This is a genomic window from Streptomyces sp. NBC_00005 (assembly GCF_045160215.1).
Lineage (GTDB): Bacteria > Actinomycetota > Actinomycetes > Streptomycetales > Streptomycetaceae > Streptomyces.
On sequence record NZ_CP108316.1, the window covers coordinates 9,424,577 to 9,444,726 of the forward strand.

The following is a 20,150-nucleotide window of genomic DNA, read 5'->3' on the forward strand; positions in this document are numbered from 1 at the left end:
TTGGCTCACAGCTGGCCGACATCGGTGACGCGGATGATCGCACGGCCTTCCGCGTCGGAGGCCGCGAGGTCGACCTCCGCACTGATACCCCAGCCGTGATCGCCGTTCGGGTCGGCGAAGGCCTGACGGACGCGCCACAGGCCGTGCTCCGGCTCCTCCTCGATGAGCAGCAGCTTGGGGCCACGGGCATCGGGACCGGTACCCAGGTCGTCGTACTCGTCCCAGTACTTGTCCATCGCCTCACCCCACGCGTCCGCGTCCCAGCCGGACTCGGCGTCCAACTCGCCCAGTTCCTCGACCTGGTCGAGGGCGGCGAGCTCGACGCGGCGGAACATCGCGTTGCGGACCAGGACCCGGAAGGCGCGCGCGTTGCTGGTGACCGGCTTGACCTCGTCGGCCTTCTCCTGGGCCTCCTCGGCGGTCATCTCCTCCGGGTTGGCGAGCTGTTCCCACTCGTCGAGGAGGCTGGAGTCGACCTGGCGGACCATCTCGCCGAGCCACTCGATGAGGTCCTGGAGGTCCTCGGACTTGAGGTCGTCCGGGATGTTGTGGTCGAGGGTCTTGTAGGCGCTCGCGAGGTAGCGCAGCACGATGCCCTCGGTGCGGGCCAGCTCGTAGAAGGACACCAACTCCGTGAAGGACATGGCCCGTTCGTACATGTCGCGGATGACGGACTTCGGCGACAGCGGGTGGTCGCCCACCCAGGGGTGGCTCTTGCGGTAAGTGTCGTACGCGTGGAACAGCAGCTCCTCCAGGGGCTTGGGGTAGCTGATGTCCTGGAGGCGCTCCATGCGCTCCTCGTATTCGACGCCGTCCGCCTTCATCGCGGCGACGGCCTCGCCCTTCGCCTTGTTCAGCTGGGCGACCAGGATCTGCCGCGGGTCGTCCAGCGTCGACTCGACGACGGACACCATGTCCAGCGCGTAGGACGGCGACTCCGGGTCGAGGAGCTCGAACGCGGCGAGCGCGAACGTGGACAGCGGCTGGTTGAGCGCGAAGTCCTGTTGCAGGTCCACGGTGAGGCGCACGATGCGGCCCGTGGCGTCCGGCTGGTCGAGCTTCTCGACGATGCCGCCGTCCAACAGGGAACGGTAGATGGCGATCGCGCGCCGGATGTGCCTCAGCTGCTGCTTGCGCGGCTCGTGGTTGTCCTCCAGGAGGTGCCGCATCGCGTCGAAGGCGTTGCCCGGACGGGCGATCACCGACAGCAGCATCGTGTGCGTGACCCGGAAGCGGGAGGTCAGCGGCTCGGGATCGGAGGCGATGAGCTTCTCGAAGGTGTTGTCCGTCCACGCGACGAAGCCCTCGGGCGCCTTCTTGCGGACGACCTTGCGGCGCTTCTTCGGGTCGTCGCCGGCCTTGGCGAGCGCCTTCTCGTTCTCGACGACGTGCTCGGGTGCCTGGGCGACGACGAAGCCCGCCGTGTCGAAGCCGGCCCGTCCGGCACGGCCCGCGATCTGGTGGAACTCACGGGCGCGCAGCGTACGGACGCGGCTTCCGTCGTACTTGGTCAGGGCCGTGAACAGCACCGTACGAATGGGGACGTTGACGCCGACGCCGAGCGTGTCCGTCCCGCAGATCACCTTCAGCAGACCGGCCTGCGCGAGCTTCTCCACCAGGCGCCGGTACTTGGGCAGCATGCCGGCGTGGTGGACGCCGATGCCGTGCCGCACGTACCGCGAGAGGTTGCGGCCGAACTTGGTGGTGAAGCGGAAGTTGCCGATCAGCTCGGCGATCTGGTCCTTCTCCTCGCGTGTGCACATGTTGATGCTCATCAGCGCCTGCGCCCGCTCCACGGCCTGAGCCTGCGTGAAGTGCACGATGTAGACCGGAGCCTGCCTGGTCTCCAGCAGTTCGGTCAGCGTCTCCGTGAGCGGGGTGAGCCGGTATTCGTAGGAGAGGGGCACCGGGCGGGTCGCCGAGCGGACCACCGACGTGGGACGGCCGGTGCGCCGGGTGAGGTCGTCCTCGAACATCGAGACATCGCCGAGCGTGGCCGACATCAGGATGAACTGCGCCCGGGGCAGCTCCAGGATCGGGATCTGCCAGGCCCAGCCGCGGTCCCCCTCCGCGTAGAAGTGGAACTCGTCCATGACGACCTGGCCGACGTCCGCGCCCTTGCCGTCGCGCAGTGCGATCGAGGCGAGCACCTCGGCGGTGCAGCAGATGACGGGCGCGTCCGAGTTGACGGACGCGTCGCCGGTCAGCATGCCGACGTTCTCGGTGCCGAAGATCTTGCACAGTTCGAAGAACTTCTCCGAGACCAGGGCCTTGATCGGAGCCGTGTAGAAGGTGACCTCGTCGCGGGCCAGGGCGGCGAAGTGGGCGGCCGCCGCGATCATGCTCTTGCCGGAGCCGGTGGGCGTCGACACGATCACGTTCGCACCGGAGACCACCTCGATCAGCGCCTCCTCCTGGTGGGGGTAGAGCGTGAGACCGCGCTCCTGGGCCCACGACTCGAAGGCTTCGTAGAGGGCGTCGGGGTCGGCGGTCGGCGGCAGCTGATCGATGAGTGTCACGGACCCATCTTGCCTGGCGTCCTCGCTCATAGGGGAATCGGTTGTCGGCCCGAAGATCACGACCAGTACGCTGTGTCGCCGACGGAGTGTCAGGGCACCCGGTCAACTGGACAGCGGCACATGAGGAATGGGGCGGGTAACGGCCATGATGGGACCAGCACACTCACTGTCGGGCGCCGCCGCCTGGCTCGGCGTCGGTGCGGCGGCAGCCGCGGCCGGGCACCCGATGCCCTGGCCGGTCATCCTGGTCGGTGCTCTGATCTGCGCGGGCGCCGCGCTGGCACCGGACCTGGACCACCAGGCGGCCACCATCTCGCGGGCCTTCGGCCCCCTGTCGCGCGGTCTGTGCGAGATCGTCGACAAGATTTCCTACGCCGTCTACAAGGCGACGAGGAAGCAGGGCGACCCGCGCCGCTCCGGCGGCCACCGCACGCTCACCCACACCTGGCTGTGGGCGGTCCTACTCGGTGCGGGTACGTCGGTCGCCGCCATCACCGGTGGCCGCTGGGCGGTCCTCGCCATCCTCTTCGTCCACATGGTGCTGGCCATCGAGGGCCTGCTGTGGCGGGCGACCCGGGGCTCCAGCGCCGACGTCCTGGTGTGGCTGCTGGCCGCGACCAGCTCGTGGATCCTCGCCGGTGTGCTGGACAAGCCGGGCAACGGCTCGGAGTGGCTGTTCACGCAGCCCGGCCAGCAGTACCTGTGGCTGGGGCTGCCGATTGTGCTGGGCGCGATAGTGCACGACATCGGCGACGCGCTGACGGTCTCCGGCTGCCCGATTCTGTGGCCGATCCCGGTGGGCCGCAAGCGCTGGTACCCGATCGGCCCGCCGAAGTTCATGCGGTTCCGGGCGGGCAGCTGGGTCGAGCTCAAGGTGCTGATGCCGGTGTTCATGCTGCTCGGCGGGGTGGGCTGCGCGGCGGCGCTGAACTTCATCTGAGGGACGGGGACCGGCGCGCGGCTGGTTCAGCCCGCGCCGCCCGAGCCCTGACCCGCGCCGCCGTAGCGCCGCTCGAACTGGGCGATACGGCCCTCTGTGTCCACCGTCCGCGCCTTGCCGGTGTAGAAGGGGTGGCTCTCGGAGGAGATCTCGACGTCGACCACCGGGTAGGTCTCGCCGTCGTCCCACTCGATGGTCTCTTTGCTGGTCGCGGTGGACCCGGTCAGGAAGGCGTAGCCCGCGGCGCGGTCGCGGAAGACGACCTGGTGGTAGTCGGGGTGCTTGTCCTGCTGCATGAGTCCTCCTTGTACGGCGTGGGCGCTGCGGCGGACGGTGTGGGGAGGGACGGCTCAGCCCGACAGGGCGTCCTCGTCGACGATGTGCATCGCGGCCTCCTCGGCGGACGCCGCCGCACCGTCGATGCCCACGTCCGTGGCGATCAGCGCGCTCTCGTCGTCCTCGTGCGCGCCCTCGTCCGGTGCCACGAGACGGCCGGAGCGGACGGTGCCGACCTCGTTGTCCAGGAGTTCGCCGTCGGTGCCGTCGCAGTCGCCGATGCCATCTCCGTCGGGCGTGACGAGGTCCGGCAGCTCCTCGGCGAGCCGCTGGTCCAGCGTCTCCCCGCGTCGGCGCTCCGCCGCGGTCACGCCGTCGTGCTCCACCGCCCATGGTCTGTCCGGAGGGGACCAGCCCCGGTCGAGGGGGTCGTCGACACCGTCGTTGACCAGGGTGTCCTCCCCGTCGAGCAGCCCGGAGTCCTCCTGGATCTCGGATCCGTCGGGCTGGTAGACGTCGTCTCCCCATCCGTCGGCGCTGTTCACGGGTACCTCCAGGTGGTGGGGACGGGCCCGTTCTCACCGCGCTGGGCGTCGGGCCGCCGTCACGCGGAGCACTGGCCGCACCCGGAAGGGACCTGCGGTCCCAGGGCGCTCCCCGAGCCGGTGCCGCTCTCCAGCCTTCCACCCCCTTTCGGGACTGCGCAACGGCACGGCACGACGAGGTGCTCGGCACCGGCGAACCGGCTCATGAGTCCTGTCCGTCTGCCGTGGGGGCCCGAAGCGGCGTCAGCCGCGCAGAACGGCCGAGGACCAGACGTGGCCGTCGTCCGTCACCAGTTCGACGCGGTCGACGGAGCCGGCCGAGCCGTAGGCGATCCAGGTGGCCCGGCCGGAGGGCGGCATCCACCACTGGCCGGCGTCGCGGGTGGAGCCGTCCGTGAGGACGAGCCGGCAGGTGTAGTGGATGCCGGGCCGGCCGGCCGTGATCTGCATGACCACGACGCGGTCCTCGCCGACGCGGCTCGGTTCCACGGTGCCGACCCTCGCCCCCGAGCCGGTGACCAGCAGTGCTCCGTGGTCGCTCGCGGTCACCTGGACCTGGGCCGACTCGTGGTGGAGGAGGACGCCGCCGACCGCGCCCAGGCAGAGTCCGGCCGCGGCGGCCGCTGCGACCAGCAGCGGGGTCCGGTGCGAGCGGCGGGCGGGGGAGCGGCGGCGCAGTTCCATGCGGTCGAGGACCCGGGCGTCGAGGCCGGGCGGAGCCGCGACCGTGGGTGCCGCGGGCAGCACCGCGTCGACGGCCGCCGACAGGTCGTCGTACGCCGAGCGGCAGGCCGCGCAGGCGGCGAGGTGACGCAGCAGCTCCGGCGGTTCGCCGGGGAGGGTGCCGAGGGCCAGGGCGGTCAGCTCGTCCTCGTCAGGGTGGCGTTCCATCGCGGCTTCCCTCCTTCAGCGCGTCGCGCAGCCTTCGCAGGCCGGTGCGGATGCGGGTCTTGGCGGTGCCCAGGGGGATGTTCTCGTGCCGGCCCACCTCGGCGGCGGTGCAGCCGCCGAGCACGGCGAGCGCGACGGCGCGGGCCTGCTCGACCGGCAGGGCTCGCAGGCGGGCGAGGGCGCGCTCGCTCTCCAGGGCGAGCAGCGCCAGCCGTTCCGTGCCGTCCTCGTCGGCGCGGGACCGCAGGGTCACGTCCAGGAGCCGCTCCAGGGTCTCGGCCAGGACCGGGGTGGAGCGCCGTGCCCGGACGGCGTCGATCGCGGCGTTGCGGGTGATGGTCAGCAGCCAGGTGAGTGCCGAGGCCCGCCGCGGGTCGTAGTTCTCGGCGGCCCGCCAGGCCCGGACGAACACCTCCTGGCTGACGTCCTCGGCGAGTACCGGATCACGGGTCACCGACAGCGCCAGGCCGTACACCGCGTCCTGGAAGCGGCGGACGAAGGCGACCGCCGCCTGCTCGTCGCCCAGCGCGAAGCCGGCGACGAGCGAGGCATCGTCGACCCGGTCCGCACGCGGGAACAGCTCCACGCCCTTGTGTACGTATGAACCCGCCGGAGGGATTGAAGTCGGCCTGCACCAATTTGATACGGCCCGCCCCAATCCCTCGGCGCCGCTCGCCCGTACCACCTCCGTGCGAAGGGACGGAGAGATCGAAGGACGGAGAGACCATGAGAACAGTCAGGATGATCGTGCCCGGGCTCGCCCTCGCCGCCGCGCTGGGGCTCGCCGGCTGCGGAGGCGGCAGCAGCGGCAGTCAGACCGCGAACAAGGCACCGGCGGCCATGGACACCTCCACCGTGCGGACGAGCGAGTCGCCGATCGGGAAAATCCTCGTGGACGGCGGCGGCCGCACGCTGTACCTGTTCACCGAGGACGGCAAGAACACCAACTCGATGAACTGCGACGCGGCCTGCCTCAAGCTGTGGCCGCCGTTGGAGGGCAAGCCGAAGGCGGGTTCCGGCGTCGACGCAGGTCTCATCGGGACCACCAAGGGCGACAAGCCCCAGGCGACGTACGCCGGGCACCCGCTCTACTACTACGCCGACGACCGGAAGGCGGGCGATCTGAAGGGCCAGGGCATCGACAAGATCTGGTACGCGCTCGACCCCCAGGGTACGGCGGTCAAGAAGGCCGTACCGTCGGCGGACGACAACGGGAACGGCGGTGGCTACGGCTACTGACCCGGCCGGGAGCCGCCGTACGGCAGCCCCCGACCGGCCCGCGGCTCACCCGTGCCACGACCGCCAGAGCGCCGCATACGCCCCGTCCGCGGCGACCAGCTCGTCGTGGCTGCCGAGCTCGCTGATGCGGCCGTTCTCGACGACGGCGATCACATCCGCGTCGTGCGCGGTGTGCAGCCGGTGGGCGATGGCGACCACCGTGCGGCCGTCGAGGACCCGGGCGAGGGACCGCTCGAGGTGGCGTGCCGCACGCGGGTCGAGCAGCGACGTCGCCTCGTCCAGGACCAGCGTGTGCGGGTCCGCCAGCACCAGGCGGGCCAGCGCGATCTGCTGGGCCTGGGCCGGGGTGAGGGCCAGCCCGCCCGAGCCGACCTCCGTGTCCAGACCCTCGTCCAGCGCGCGCGCCCAGCCGTCGGCGTCGACCGCGCCCAGCGCCGCCCACAGCTCGGCGTCCGCCGCGCTGGTTCGGGCGAGCAGGAGGTTGTCGCGCAGGGAGCCCACGAAGACGTGGTGTTCCTGGTTGACCAGAGCCACGTGGGAGCGGACGCGTTCGGCGGGCATCCGGGACAGCTCGGCGCCGCCCAGGGTGATGCGGCCGTCCCGGGGCGCGTAGATGCCGGCGAGCAGCCTGCCCAGCGTGGACTTGCCCGCACCCGAGGGACCGACCAGCGCCAGCCGGGTGCCGGGTGCGACCTGCAGCGACACCTTGCGCAGCACGTCCACGCCCTCGCGGTAGCCGAAGTGCACCCGGTCCGCGTGCACGTCGCGCCCGTCGGGGGCCAGCGACTCCTCCCCGGCGGCCGGCTCGATGTCGCGCACGCCGACCAGCCGGGCCAACGACACCTGCGCGACCTGCAGCTCGTCGTACCAGCGCAGGATCAGGTTCACCGGGTCGACGAGCATCTGCGCGATGAGCGCGCCCGTCGTCAGCTGGCCCACTCCGATCCAGCCCTGCAGGACGAACACCCCGCCGATCATCAACACCGAGGCGAGCACGGTCAGATGGGTGAGGTTGATGACGGGGAAGAGCACGGACCGCAGCCACAGCGTGTAGCGCTCCCAGGACGTCCACTCCTTGACCCGGCGCTCCGACAGCTCGATGCGGCCCTCGCCGAGGCGGTGGGCCTCGACGGTGCGTCCGGCGTCGACCGTCTCGGCGAGGGCCGCGGCCACGGCGGCGTATCCGGCGGACTCGGAGCGGTAGGCGGACGGCGCCCGCTTGAAGTACCAGCGGCAGCCGACCACCAGCAGCGGCACGGCGAGCAGCACGGCGGGCGCCAGCGGCGGCACCGTGACGGCGAGACCGCCGAGCAGCAGCACCGCCCACACCACGCCGATCGCCAGCTGTGGCACGGCCTCGCGCATCGCGTTGCCGAGCCGGTCGATGTCCGTGGTGATCCGGGACAGCAGGTCGCCCGTGCCCGCCCGTTCCAGGACGCCCGGCGGCAGGCCGACGGACCGTACGAGGAAGTCCTCGCGCAGGTCGGCCAGCATCCGTTCGCCGAGCATCGCCCCGCGCAGCCGCACCTCCCGTACGAACACGGCCTGGACGAGCAGCGCGAGCGTGAACAGGCCGACGGTGAGCCCGAGATGAAGCTCGTGCGCCTTGTCCGACACCCGCTCCACGAGCCCGCCCAGCAGCCATGGGCCCGCCATCGAGGCGACCACGGACACCGTGTTGACGGTGATGAGGAGCAGGAAGGCGCGACGGTGCCGTCGGAACAGCTCCGCCACATAGGCGCGTACGGTCGCGGGGGCGCCGACGGGCAGGGTGTGTGCCGTCGTCGGGGCCGCCGGGTCGTACGCCGGTGGCGCCACGCCGATCATGCTGTCTCCTCGATCTCTTCCAGGTCGTTCAGTTCGTCGAGTACGCCGCTCAGGGCGGACTCCTCCTCGGTCTCGCGCGTCACGACGGCCCGGTACCGCGGCTCGGTCCGCACCAGTTCGCGGTGCACTCCGACCGCCGTGACCTCGCCCTCGTGCACCAGCACGACCCGGTCCGCGTGGTCCAGGAGCAGCGGCGAGGAGGTGAACACCACCGTCGTGCGCCCCTCCCGCAGTCCGCGCAGCCCCTCCGCGATCCGCGCCTCGGTGTGCGAGTCGACGGCCGAGGTCGGCTCGTCCAGGACGAGCACCTCCGGGTCGGTGATCAGCGAGCGGGCCAGGGCGAGCCGCTGGCGCTGCCCGCCGGACAGCGACCGCCCGCGTTCGGTGATCCGGGTGTCCATCGGGTCCTCGGCGTCCAACGACCCCTGGGCGAGCGCCTCCAGGACGTCCCCGCACTGGGCGGCCGCCAGCGCAGCCCGCGCGGCGACGTCACCCGAAGCGGGCACGGCGAGCAGTTCACGCAGCGAACCGGACAGCAGCACCGGGTCCTTGTCCTGCACGAGCACGGCCGTGCGGGCCGTGTCCAGCGGCAGCTCGTCGAGGGGCACGCCGCCCAGCAGGACGGAGGTGCTCCGCTCGGCGGGGTGGCCGCCCAGCCGTTCGGCGAGCAGGCCCGCCGTGTCCGGGTCGCCGCACACCACGGCGGTGAACCGGCCGGCCGGGGCCAGCAGACCGGTGGCGGGGTCGTACAGATCGCCGGCCGGTACGTCGGCCTCGCGCACTCCCTGCGTGTCCGTGGCCCGTTCGAGCGACAGCACGCGCGCGGCCCGCTTGGCCGAGGGCCGCGAGAAGGAGTACGCCATGGCGATCTCGTGGAAGTGCTGCAGCGGATAGCTCAGGACCATCACCGAGCTGTAGACGGTGACCAGTTCGCCCACGGTGATGCGGCCCTGCCGGGCCAGGTGGACGCCGTACCAGATGACCGCGACCATCAGCAGACCCGGCAGCAGCACCTGGATCGCGGAGATCAGGGACCACATGCGGGCACTGCGCACGGCCGCGTGGCGGACTTCCTGGGAGGCACGGCGGTAGCGGTCGAGGAACAGCTCCTCGCCGCCGATGCCGCGCAGCACGCGCAGGCCGGCGACGGTGTCCGAGGCCAGTTCGGTGGCCCGCCCCGCCTTCTCGCGCTGGAAGTCGGCCCGCCGGGTCGCCCGGGGCAGCAGCGGCAGCACCGCGATCGCCAGCACGGGCAGCCCCGCGGCGACGACCACGCCGAGCGCCGGCTGGTAGACGACCAGGGCGACGCAGACCAGCACGACGGTGACGGCCGCCGCGGTGAACCGGGAGACGGCCTCCACGAACCAGCCGATCTTCTCGACGTCACCGGTGGAGACGGCCACGACCTCACCGGCCGCGACCCGCCGGGTCAGCGCCGAGCCCAGCTGCGCGGCCTTGCGGGCCAGCAGCTGCTGGACGCGGGCCGCGGCCGTGATCCAGTTGGTGACCGCGGCGCGGTGCAGGAAGGTGTCGCCGAGCGCGACGCCGACGCCGGCCAAGGCCAACAGCCCGCCCGCGAGGGCGAGTTGCCCGCCCGAACGGTCGACGACGGCCTGGATCGCCACGCCTACACAGAACGGCAGCGCGGAGACCGAGACGAAGTGCAACAGCCCCCAGGCCAACGCCTTGAACTGCCCGCCCAGCTGATTTCGGCCCAGCCACCACAGGAATCGGTGACCTGAGCGCGCGTCCGGCACACCCGGGTCGGGATACGGAAGGTCTTGGATCTGCATGACGACTGACGTCCCGGTGGCTCGTGTCAGGAGGGTGGAGGAAGCCGCGTGCGGCGGCAGCAAACCGTGACAGGTTCGCGTCGCAGCGTGGTCGGAGGCAACCGGTTTTCTGCGACGCCGGACGGATCCGGCTGCCGTCCGCCATGACCCGTATCGACCGAACCGCGCGCAAACGCCCGGAACGTGATGCCACCATGGGGCGATGCAAAACAGCGGTGTGCAGCGTGCGACGGTCGCTCTGGCGGCCCTGGGGATCCTTCTCGCCACCTTGTCCGGGTGCGACGGCGGGCGACGGAGCGGCGCCGGAGAGGCGGGAGCCGCGGGCGAGGCGGCCGCCCGCGCGCGTGAGACCGAGAGCACCCGTATCCCCGGTGTGGGTGATCGCCTGCAGCGGCGCATCCCCGCCGCCTCCCGTCAGGTCGTGGCGGTCTACGGCGAGGGCAGGGAGTCAGCGGACTCCACGGTCGTGCTCTACACGAAGCGCGGCTCGACCTGGGACCGCACCCGCAGCTGGCCGGCGCACAACGGCAAGAAGGGCTGGACCGCCGACCACCACGAGGGCGACCGGCGCAGCCCGATCGGCGTGTTCACCCTCACGGATGCGGGCGGCGTCCTCGCCGACCCCGGCTCCCGGCTCCCGTACACACGCGACGCGTCCTTCGCGGCCCCGCGGTGGTGGGCGAAGTCGCACTGGCACGACTTCGACTACGTCATCGCCATCGACTACAACCGCGCCAAGGGCAACCCGCCCGACGACCCGGAACGTCCCGAGGGCGACGCGAAGGGCGGCGGCATCTGGCTGCACCTGGACCACGGCAGCGGTACGTCGGCCTGCATCAGCCTCTCCAAGGCGGCGATGGAGTACCTGCTGCGCACGCTCGACCCGGACCGGCATCCCGTGGTGGTGATGGGGGACAGGGCGGACCTGAAGGCCTAGCACTCCTGGCGGACGCCTCATTGCGCAAGGGCGCCGACTCCCCGTAGAACACGGGCCATGACGAGACGGAGGGTCGTGTCCATGCTCGCCGGAGCGACCCTTCTGGCGAGCACCCTCATCAGGGCGAGTCCGGCCCGATCCGCCGACGCCCCCGCCGAGTTCGGCACCGACTGGCGCGACCCGGTGACCGCGGCTCCGCCCGTGGCACGGCCTGCCGGCAAGCCTGCCAAGTCGCCGTCGCCGAGGCCCGGTTCCGGCCGGTCGACTACGACCTGACGCCGTTCGCCGGCCTGTTCGACGACGGCCGCCCGCACCGGGTCGAGGTCTCGGTCGTCGGTGTGCCGAGGGGCAGGACGGCTGGAGCGCTCCGGTCAACGTGCTCGTGTGGCAGGACGCCGCGAGCACACACGTGTCCGGCAAGCTCACCGCGCACAGGGCGGGCGACCTCGCCAACTCCTCGACGTATACGGCCGGTTCACCGAACCGCGTGGACACCGAGGCGGGCCACCGGCTGACCGTCGCCGGGTACGTCGACACCTCGCACGGACGCGTGACCACCACCGTCAGCCGCACGCTCGCCGACACCTGCGCGCACCGGTGGACCGACGGCGAGAACGTGGACGGCCTCGACGCCACGTGGAGCGACGACGAGTCGGTCACCGTCGACGGACGTGGACCGGCCCGCACGACGCTCACCCGGCGGACGTACGCGAGGAACGGAACGACCACACCGGGCACGGACGACCGGCTGCGCACCGTGCTGACCCTCGGCGGTCCGCGGGCTGCTACGACCGCCCCCTGACCACCGTTCAGGGGGTGCTCAGCGAGGAACGGGACGGCTGCTGAGGCCAGTTGTGTGCGATGGGTCACACGGAGCGTGATTTACGCGGCCTTAACACGGAGGTATTTCGCGGGATCAAGAAAACCCCGAGAGTGATCGCCACGGAATCCGCTTTCCGTATCGCAGAAGTCCTCCCCTGGCTTCTGAGAGTCGACGTCCCCTCTAGGAGTGCCCGTGCCGCCGTCCGTACCGTCCCTTCCGCGACGCGTCGCACGCATACTGCGTACCTCACTCTTCGCGCAGGTCGCCTGCGCGCTGGTGCTCGGAATCGTCTTCGGAAAGCTGTGGCCCGACGTGGCCACGGATCTCCAGCCGCTCGGCGACGGTTTCACCCGCCTCATCAAGACCATCATCTCCCCGCTCGTGTTCTGTGTGGTGGTCGTCGGCATCGCCAAGGCCGGTGACCTCAAGGCCTTCGGCCGGATCGGGCTCAAGGCCCTGATCTGGTTCGAGGTCGCGAGCACGGCGGCCCTGATCATCGGTCTGGTGGCCGCCAACGTCTTCCAGCCCGGCTCGGGGATGCACGTCGACCCGTCCACGCTGAGCGCCAAGGCGGTCGACGCGAAGACGGGTGGCGGTTCGTTGCCCTCGACGACCGAGTTCGTCGTCAACGCGCTGCCCACCAGTTTCATCGGCGCCTTCGCCGAGAACTCCCTGCTCCAAGTCCTCATCCTGGCCTGCCTGGTGGGCGCCGCGCTGCTGCACCTCGGCCACACCAAGGTGCCGCAGGTGCTGCCCGCCGTGGAGCAGGCCCAGGAGATCATCTTCGCGATCGTCGGCTTCGTCATGCGGTTGGCCCCGATCGCGGTGTTCGGCGCGATGGCCGTCCTGATCGGCCAGTACGGGCTCGGCGTCATCGAGACGTACGCCAAGCTGATCATCCTGTGCTACGTCGCCGCCGCGCTGTTCGTCGCGCTGCTGGCCGTCGCCCTCCGCATCGTCACCGGGCTCAGCCTCTGGAAGTTCCTGCGCTACATCCGCGAGGAGATGCTGCTCGCGCTCGGCACCGCGTCCACCGAGTCCGTGATGCCGCGCGTGATGCAGAAGCTGCGCAAGGCCGGCGCCCGCGACGACGCCGTGGGCCTGGTGCTGCCCACCGGCTACTCCTTCAACCTCGACGGCGCCTCGCTCTATCTCTCCATCGGCACCCTGTTCATCGCCCAGGCCGTCGGTGTGGACCTCAGCCTGGGCCAGCAGATCACCGTGGTCCTGGTGCTGATGCTGACCAGCAAGGGCATGGCGGGCATCCCCGGTTCGGCCTTCCTCGCCCTGTCCGCGACCGCCTCCTCGCTGGGGGCCATCCCGGCCGGCGCCGTCGCCCTGCTGCTGGGCGTGGACCGCATCATGGACTCGATGCGCGTCGTGACGAACCTGCTCGGCAACTGCGTCGCCGTCTTCGCCGTCTCCCGCTGGGAGGGCGCGCTGGACATGGAGCGTGCGAAGAAGGTCCTGGACGGCGAGACGGTGGCCGGGCCCGAGGAGACCAGGTCCGACGCGGAGGCCGCACCCAAGGAGGCCGAGGAGGTGACTGCGGAATCAGCCGCGGAACCGGCCGGGGAACCCGTCACCGTGCCCGCCCAGGCCGCCAAGGAGACCGCGGCCGAGGCCGGCTGACTTTCGTCCCGACGGGCCGCGGCCACCGCTCCAGCAGTACGGAGCGGTGGCCGCGGCCCGTTCTCACGCTCCCGTCAGCACCGGCGACCGGGATCCGGTACGCCGTCCACCAGCGTGTCCAGCAGCCCGCCGAGCACCTCGCGCTGCTCGCCCGTCAGCGGCGCGAGGATCTCCGCGGCGGCGGACCTGCGTGCCCCGCGCAGCTCGCGCAGGGCCTTGCGGCCGTCGTCCGTGAGGTCGATCCGGATCACCCGGCGGTTGGTCGGATCGGGCACCCGGCGCACCTTGCCGCTCGCCTCCAGCCCGTCGACCAGCGTCGTCACGGCCCGCGGGACCACCTCCAGGCGCTCGGCGAGGTCGGCCATGCGCGGCGGCGAACTCCAGTGCGCGAGCGTGCGCAGCAGGCGGGACTGGGCCGGAGTGACGCCCAGGCCCGCCTGTTCGATGTGGCGCTTCTGGATGCGGTGCACCCGGCGCGTGAACCGCAGCAGTTGCTCGGCGAGCAGGCTGTCGGGATCGGGGGTGGTCATGGGGGAACAATATCAGGACCATGTGCATTGTGAGCATAGGTAACAATGAGCTAAGGTCCGTCAGTCGGCGCCACACCGCACCGCGTCGGCCCTTGTCGTCCCATCCCGTAGGAGCCCATGAACCCCGACCGTGAACCTCGATGGACACCACCTGCCGACTCCAAGGAGCAGCCCCGGCAGGTGCGTCGCATCCTGAGACTCTTCCGTCCGTACCGCGCCCGCCTCGGCGTCGTCGGCCTGCTGGTCGGCGCCGCCTCGCTCGTCTCGGTCGCCACGCCCTTCCTCCTGAAGGCCACCCTCGACGTCGCGATCCCCCAGGGCCGCACCGGGCTGCTCAGCCTGCTCGCGCTCGGCATGATCCTCAGCGCCGTCCTGACCAGCATCTTCGGCGTCCTGCAGACCCTGATCTCCACGACGGTCGGCCAGCGCGTCATGCACGACCTGCGCACCTCGGTCTACGGTCGACTGCAGCGCATGTCGCTCGCGTTCTTCACGCGCACGCGTACCGGTGAGGTCCAGTCCCGCATCGCCAACGACATCGGCGGCATGCAGGCCACCGTCACCTCCACCGCCACCTCCCTGGTCTCCAACCTGACCAGCGTGATCGCCACGATCGTCGCGATGGTCGCCCTCGACTGGCGCCTGACCGTCGTCTCGCTCGTCCTGCTCCCGATCTTCGTGTGGATCAGCCGCCGCGTCGGCAGCGAACGCAAGAAGATCACCACGGAGCGCCAGAAGCAGATGGCCGCGATGGCCGCCACAGTCACCGAGTCGCTCTCCGTCAGCGGCATCCTGCTCGGCCGCACCATGGGCCGCTCCGACTCGCTCACCCGCTCCTTCGCCGAGGAGTCCGAGGGGCTCGTCGACCTCGAGGTCAGGTCGAACATGGCCGGGCGCTGGCGCATGGCCGTCATCACGATCGTCATGGCCGCCATGCCGGCCGTCATCTACTGGACCGCGGGCATCGCCCTCCAGGCGGGCGGCCCGGACGTCTCGATCGGCACGATCGTCGCCTTCGTCTCGCTCCAGCAGGGCCTGTTCCGCCCGGCCGTCAGCCTCCTGTCGACCGGCGTCCAGATCCAGACCTCGCTCGCGCTCTTCCAGCGCATCTTCGAATACCTCGACCTGCCGATCGACATCACCGAGCGGGAACAGCCGGTCCACCTCGACCGGATCAAGGGCGAGGTCCGCCTCGAGGACGTCGAGTTCCGCTACGACAACGACGACAAGGGCAGCGTCATCCTCGACGGCATCGACATCGACGTCCCCGCGGGCAGCAGCCTCGCGGTCGTCGGCCCCACCGGCGCCGGCAAGTCGACGCTCGGCTATCTCGTCCCGCGGCTGTACGACGTCACGGGCGGCCGCGTCACCCTCGACGGCGTCGACGTCCGCGACCTGGACTTCGACACCCTCGCGCGCGCGGTCGGCGTCGTCTCCCAGGAGACGTACCTCTTCCACGCCTCGGTCGCCGAGAACCTCCGCTTCGCCAAGCCCGACGCCACCGACGAGGAGTTGCAGACGGCGGCGAAGGCGGCCCAGATCCACGACCACATCGCCTCCCTGCCCGACGGGTACGACACGGTCGTCGGCGAGCGCGGCCACCGGTTCTCCGGCGGCGAGAAGCAGCGCCTGGCCATCGCCCGCACCATCCTGCGCGATCCGCCGGTCCTGATCCTCGACGAGGCGACCAGCGCCCTGGACACCCGCACCGAAGCGGCCGTCCAGCAGGCCATCGACGCCCTGTCGGCCAACCGCACCACGCTCACCATCGCGCACCGACTGTCCACCGTCCGCGACGCCGACCAGATCGTGGTCCTCGACTCCGGGAGCGTCGCCGAACGGGGCACGCACGAAGAACTGCTGGAACAGGACGGGCGGTACGCGGCCCTCGTACGCCGGGATGCCCAACTGCAGCCGACCAGCTGAAGATATGCCGGGTTTGTGACGATATGCGGGTTACCGTGCCCGCATGCAGATGAACACTCCGCCACGGAGCACGATTCGACTGACGCGCCGGGGCCGACTCGTCCTCATCGCGACCGGAGCCCTTGTGGCCGGCATCGCCGTGGCGGTGCCGCTGCTGACCCTGGAGCGCGAAGGGGGCACCCGGCCCTCGTCCCTGGTGATCCCGGAGGGCTGGCGCGCGAGCCAGGTCTACGACGCCGTCGACAAGGCCCTCACTCTGCCCGCGGGCAGCGCCAAGAAGGCCCTTGCCAAGGCCAAGCTGAAGCTGCCGGGCGACGCGGAGGGCAACCCCGAGGGCTACCTCTTCCCGGCAACCTATCCCGTTGCCGGGAAGGCGACCCCCGAGTCGCTCCTGTCGTTCATGGTCGACACCGCCAACAAGAAGTTCAACGGCGCCCCGATCGCGGCCGGCGCGCAGCGCAACGCGATGAACGTCTATCAGGCGGTCACCATCGCGAGCATCGTGCAGGCCGAGGCCGCCTCGAAGGCCGACATGGGCAAGGTGGCGCGGGTCGTCTTCAACCGGCTCGAGCGCGGGATGCCGCTGCAGATGGACTCCACCATCAACTACGCCCTGAACCGCGCCACCCTGAAGACGACCACCGGCGACACGAAGCTCAACAGCCCCTACAACTCGTACCAGCGCATGGGCCTGCCGCCGACGCCGATCGACAACCCGGGCGAGGAGGCGATGCGCGCCGCGATCAGCCCGCCCGCGGGCGACTGGCTGTACTTCGTCACGGTCAAGCCGGGGGACACCCGCTTCACCGCCAACTACCAGGAACACCAGCGCAATGTGGCCGAGTTCAACGCCAACCAGAAGAAGGCGGGTCCGGCCAAGTGACCTGACGGGGCATCAGGCGGCAACCGACTCCACCGGCTCGACCGACTCCACCGACTCCACGGGCTTGATTGGCTCGACCGGCTTTTCGGTCAGCAGTCGCCTGATGTCGCGTACGGCTGCCCGGCCGGCCCGGTTGGCGCCGATGGTGCTGGCCGACGGTCCGTAGCCGACGAGATGGATCCGCGGGTCGGCGACCGCGCGCGTGCCCTCGACGCGGATCCCGCCGCCCGGCTCGCGCAGCCGCAGCGGCCGCAGATGCTCGACGGCCGCCCGGAACCCGGTGGCCCACAGGATGACGTCGGCGTCCACGCGCCGTCCGTCGCTCCACTCCACGCCGTCGGGCGTGATCCGGTCGAACATGGGCTGCCGGTCGAGGACCCCGTCCTCGATGCCCTGCCGGATCGCGTCGTTGAGCGGCAGTCCGGTGACGGAGACGACGCTCTTCGGCGGCAGCCCCTGTCGCACCCGCTCCTCGACGAGCGCGACGGCCGCCCGGCCCACGTCCTCGGTGAAGGGGCCCTCGCGGAAGACCGGCGGTCGCCGGGTCACCCACGTGGTGGCAGCCGCGTGCGCGGCGATCTCCAGCAGATGCTGCGTACCGGAGGCGCCCCCGCCCACCACGACCACCCGCTTACCGGCGAACTCCTCGGGCCCGGGGTACTGAGCCGTGTGCAACTGCCGCCCCCGGAAGGTCTCCTGACCGGGATAGCGCGGCCAGAAGGGCCGGTCCCAGGTGCCGGTCGCGTTGATCAGCGCCCGCGTCGACCAGTCGCCGTCCGAGGTCTCGACGAGCAGCCGCCCGCCGTCCCCCTCGCGCACGGCGCGGACGTCGACAGGCCGCCGTACCCGCAGGTCGAGTGTGCGCTCGTACGCAGTGAAGTACTCGGCGATCACCTCGGACGACGGCCGTGAGGGATCGGCGTCCGTGAGCTCCATGCCGGGCAGGGAGTGCATGCCGTGGACCTTGCCGTACGTCAGCGACGGCCAGCGGAACTGCCAGGCACCGCCCGGACCGGGGGAGTGGTCCAGCACCACGAAGTCGCGCTCCGGCTCGAAACCGGTGCGCCGCAGGTGATAGGCGCTGGACAGACCCGCCTGACCAGCGCCGATGACGACAACCTCGACCTTGCGCGTGTTGTTCACATTTCTACTAACTGCGTCGGGGGCATGGATCTTCCCACGCCCCCGAAACCGGCATCAGCGGCCGCTCGCGACAAGAATCGGGGACCCGCCGCCGCTCGCCGCCCGCTCCAGCAGCCCGCGCGCCGCCAGCTCGGGAATCACGCCCTCCCCGAACCAGTACGCCTCCTCCAGGTGCGGATACCCGGAGAGCACGAAGTGCTCGACGCCCAGCGCGTGGTACTCCTCGATCAGGTCGGCCACCTCGGCATGGCTGCCGACCAGCGCAGTGCCCGCGCCGCCGCGCACCAGGCCCACCCCCGCCCACAGGTTCGGGTGGATCTCCAACTCGTCACGGGAACCGCCGTGCAGGGCCAGCATCCGCTGCTGGCCCACCGACTCGCTCCGTCCGAGCGTCGCCTGCGCGGCCGCGATCGTGTCCGCGTCGAGGTCGTCGAGCAGCCGGTGCGCGGTCGCCCACGCCTCGGCCGACGAGTCGCGCGAGATGGTGTGCAGCCGGATCCCGAAGCGGACGGTCCGGCCTTCCCGCTCCGCGAGCGACCGGATCCAGTCGATCTTCTGCTTCACCTGCGCCGGCGGCTCGCCCCAGGTCAGATACACGTCCGCGTGCCGCGCCGCGACCGGCCCGGCCGCCGGCGAGGACCCGCCGAAGAACAGCTGCGGCAGCGGGTCGGGCGGCAGCGCGGTCAGCCCGCCCTCGACCTGGTAGTGGGCGCCGTCGAAGTCGTACGGCTGCCCCCGCCACACCCCTCGTACGACCGACAGGAACTCGTCCGTGCGCGCGTACCGCTGGTCGTGGTCGAGGCCGTCCCCGAAGCGGCGCTGCTCGGACGAGTCGCCGCCGGTGACGACGTTCAGCAACAGCCGTCCATGGGTGACCCGTTGGTAGGTCGCCGCCATCTGTGCGGCGAGCGTCGGCGAGATCAGTCCGGGCCGGAAGGCCACCAGGAACTTCAGCCGCTCGGTGTGCTGGGCGAGCGCCACCGTCGTCAGCCAGGCGTCCTCGCACCAGGTGCCGGTCGGCGTCAGCACCGCCTCGAAGCCCAACTGCTCGGCGGCCTTGGCGATTTGGGCGAGATACTCGATGTCGGGCGGACGCACCCCGCGCACCTGCCGGGCAGCGCCGACGTCGTTGGGTGCGTAGGCGTGACGGTCGACGAGCGTACGGCCGTCGCCGCCCGTGGGCAGGAACCAGTGCAGACGTACGGTCATGTCACGAACCCTTCGAGGCGAGCGCGGGCGTGGTCGAGGCCGGCAGCTTGCCGTTGTAGCGGGTGTCCACGAAGTCGGCGAAGTCGACCTTCTTCGGGATGAGCTTCAACTGGGTGAAGGCGTCGGCGATCTGCTGCTCGGAGGCGATGAGAGGCTTGTCGACGGCGACCGAGATCCGGGTCGCGTTGGTGCGCCTGACCGAGGCCAGCGCCACCTCGTACGGCAGGCCGGTGTCCTTCGCCCAGACCTTCGCCCACTCCTCCTGGTGGTTGTAGACCCATGCCGTGGCCCGCCGCAGCCGCTCCAGATAGTCCTTGATCGCGGCGGCCTTCTTCTTGTCCTGCAGCGCACTCGGCGCCGCCACCTGGAAGGTGAGCCCGTTCGTCACACCGTCGCCGGTGGTGAGGACGCGGCCCTGCTTGGCCTGCAGGATCTGCGAGGTGTACGGGTCCCACACGGCCCACGCGTCCACCTTGCCGGAGGTGAACGCGGCCAGCGCGTCGGCCGGCTGGAGGTACTTGACCTTGACGTCGCTCAGGCTCAGCCCGGCCGCCTTGAGGGAGGCGACCAGCTGGTAGTGGGCGGAGGAACCCTGCGCCACCGCGACCGACTTGCCCTTGAGCTGCTGGGGTTTCGACAGCTTCGAGCTGTTCGGTACGAGGATGGCGTCGCCCTTGGACGTGCCGTGGAAGGCGGCCACGACCGTGATCTTCGAACCGGCGCCCGCCGCGAAGACCGGCGGCGTGTTGCCCACGCCGCCGACGTCGACTGCCTTGGCGTTGACCGCCTCCAGCAGCGGCGGGCCGGAGGTGAAAGTGGACCACTTGATCTTGTAGTTGAGGTTCTTGAGCTCCCCGGCGGCCCGCAGGACGGCTTCGGAACCACCCTTCTGGTCACCGACGTTGAGGGTGAGGGAGCCCTTGCCGTCGGTGTCGGTCCCCGTGCCGGCGGACGCGTTCCCGCCGCAGGCGGTGAGCAGGAGGGCGAAGGGGAGGAATAGTGCGGCGGGGACGAGACGTCGTCGCATGGTGGATCCG

18 protein-coding genes and 1 pseudogene are annotated in these 20,150 nt (G+C 70.9%); 8 read left to right on the forward strand and 11 right to left on the reverse strand.

What is annotated here, in order from left to right; translation table 11 throughout:
• Positions 1-5: 5 nt before the first annotated feature.
• The gene (locus tag OG303_RS43020) at positions 6-2,519 is read right to left on the reverse strand and encodes a DEAD/DEAH box helicase (protein ID WP_405875340.1); all 2,514 of its coding nucleotides are present in this window, start codon (positions 2,517-2,519) and stop codon (positions 6-8) included.
• A 145-nt stretch (positions 2,520-2,664) separates the two neighbouring features.
• On the opposite strand from OG303_RS43020, the gene OG303_RS43025 reads away from it, so the two are divergent.
• Positions 2,665-3,459, forward strand: a complete 795-nt coding sequence (locus tag OG303_RS43025) for a metal-dependent hydrolase (protein ID WP_405875341.1) — start codon at positions 2,665-2,667, stop codon at positions 3,457-3,459.
• Between the two features lie 26 nt (positions 3,460-3,485).
• On the opposite strand, the gene OG303_RS43030 is transcribed toward OG303_RS43025, so the two are convergent.
• From OG303_RS43030 to OG303_RS43045, 4 genes are all read right to left on the reverse strand, one after another.
• A complete protein-coding gene (locus OG303_RS43030; RefSeq protein WP_405875342.1) occupies positions 3,486-3,755 on the reverse strand; it encodes a type B 50S ribosomal protein L31 in 270 nt (89 codons plus the stop codon).
• Positions 3,756-3,809: 54 nt separating this feature from the next.
• On the reverse strand, positions 3,810-4,280 hold the full coding sequence (locus tag OG303_RS43035; protein ID WP_405875343.1) for a DUF5709 domain-containing protein: 471 nt from the start codon (positions 4,278-4,280) through the stop codon (positions 3,810-3,812).
• Between the two features lie 243 nt (positions 4,281-4,523).
• Entirely contained in the window at positions 4,524-5,171 is a 648-nt protein-coding gene (locus OG303_RS43040; protein WP_405875344.1) for a hypothetical protein, read from the reverse strand.
• Positions 5,155-5,757, reverse strand: a complete 603-nt coding sequence (locus tag OG303_RS43045) for an RNA polymerase sigma factor (RefSeq protein ID WP_405875345.1) — start codon at positions 5,755-5,757, stop codon at positions 5,155-5,157. The genes OG303_RS43040 and OG303_RS43045 overlap by 17 nt, the downstream gene beginning before the upstream one ends.
• Positions 5,758-5,897: 140 nt before the next feature.
• Here OG303_RS43045 and OG303_RS43050 point away from each other — a divergent pair, with 140 nt between their 5' ends.
• Complete coding sequence (locus OG303_RS43050) at positions 5,898-6,410, forward strand: hypothetical protein (protein ID WP_405875346.1); 513 nt, start codon at positions 5,898-5,900, stop codon at positions 6,408-6,410.
• 45 nt (positions 6,411-6,455) lie between these two features.
• On the opposite strand, the gene OG303_RS43055 is transcribed toward OG303_RS43050, so the two are convergent.
• Entirely contained in the window at positions 6,456-8,237 is a 1,782-nt protein-coding gene (locus OG303_RS43055; protein ID WP_405875347.1) for an ABC transporter ATP-binding protein, read from the reverse strand.
• Complete coding sequence (locus tag OG303_RS43060) at positions 8,234-10,030, reverse strand: ABC transporter transmembrane domain-containing protein (protein WP_405875348.1); 1,797 nt, start codon at positions 10,028-10,030, stop codon at positions 8,234-8,236. The genes OG303_RS43055 and OG303_RS43060 overlap by 4 nt, the downstream gene beginning before the upstream one ends.
• Before the next feature lie 202 nt (positions 10,031-10,232).
• On the opposite strand from OG303_RS43060, the gene OG303_RS43065 reads away from it, so the two are divergent.
• From OG303_RS43065 to OG303_RS43080, 4 genes and pseudogenes are all read left to right on the forward strand, one after another.
• Positions 10,233-10,967 carry a L,D-transpeptidase family protein gene (locus OG303_RS43065; RefSeq protein WP_405875349.1) on the forward strand — a complete coding sequence of 245 codons (735 nt, stop codon included), beginning with the start codon at positions 10,233-10,235 and terminating at the stop codon, positions 10,965-10,967.
• Between the two features lie 57 nt (positions 10,968-11,024).
• On the forward strand, positions 11,025-11,243 hold the full coding sequence (locus OG303_RS43070; protein ID WP_405875350.1) for a hypothetical protein: 219 nt from the start codon (positions 11,025-11,027) through the stop codon (positions 11,241-11,243).
• Positions 11,222-11,813, forward strand: a pseudogene (locus OG303_RS43075) (peptide-N4-asparagine amidase); the annotation flags it as partial. The gene OG303_RS43070 and the pseudogene OG303_RS43075, both read left to right, overlap by 22 nt.
• A 169-nt stretch (positions 11,814-11,982) precedes the next feature.
• Positions 11,983-13,422, forward strand: coding sequence for a cation:dicarboxylate symporter family transporter (locus OG303_RS43080; RefSeq protein WP_405875351.1), 1,440 nt, complete (start codon positions 11,983-11,985; stop codon positions 13,420-13,422).
• Between the two features lie 74 nt (positions 13,423-13,496).
• On the opposite strand, the gene OG303_RS43085 is transcribed toward OG303_RS43080, so the two are convergent.
• Positions 13,497-13,952 (reverse strand): MarR family winged helix-turn-helix transcriptional regulator, encoded by a 456-nt coding sequence (locus tag OG303_RS43085; RefSeq protein WP_405875352.1) that lies wholly within the window; start codon positions 13,950-13,952, stop codon positions 13,497-13,499.
• A 117-nt stretch (positions 13,953-14,069) separates the two neighbouring features.
• Between OG303_RS43085 and OG303_RS43090 the strand changes: the two genes are divergently transcribed.
• Both OG303_RS43090 and mltG read left to right on the forward strand, forming a co-directional pair.
• Entirely contained in the window at positions 14,070-15,878 is a 1,809-nt protein-coding gene (locus OG303_RS43090; RefSeq protein WP_405875353.1) for an ABC transporter ATP-binding protein, read from the forward strand.
• 43 nt (positions 15,879-15,921) lie between these two features.
• On the forward strand, positions 15,922-16,761 hold the full coding sequence (mltG, locus tag OG303_RS43095; RefSeq protein WP_405875354.1) for an endolytic transglycosylase MltG: 840 nt from the start codon (positions 15,922-15,924) through the stop codon (positions 16,759-16,761).
• A gap of 12 nt (positions 16,762-16,773) precedes the next feature.
• On the opposite strand, the gene OG303_RS43100 is transcribed toward mltG, so the two are convergent.
• The 3 genes from OG303_RS43100 to OG303_RS43110 are packed head-to-tail and all read right to left on the reverse strand — an operon-like array spanning position 16,774 to position 20,140.
• Positions 16,774-17,904: an NAD(P)-binding domain-containing protein gene (locus OG303_RS43100; RefSeq protein WP_405875355.1), complete on the reverse strand. Its 1,131-nt coding sequence runs from the start codon at positions 17,902-17,904 to the stop codon at positions 16,774-16,776.
• 54 nt (positions 17,905-17,958) lie between these two features.
• Positions 17,959-19,113 carry an LLM class flavin-dependent oxidoreductase gene (locus tag OG303_RS43105; protein WP_405875356.1) on the reverse strand — a complete coding sequence of 385 codons (1,155 nt, stop codon included), beginning with the start codon at positions 19,111-19,113 and terminating at the stop codon, positions 17,959-17,961.
• A gap of 1 nt (position 19,114) precedes the next feature.
• Positions 19,115-20,140, reverse strand: a complete 1,026-nt coding sequence (locus OG303_RS43110) for an ABC transporter substrate-binding protein (RefSeq protein WP_405875357.1) — start codon at positions 20,138-20,140, stop codon at positions 19,115-19,117.
• Positions 20,141-20,150: the final 10 nt, after the last annotated feature.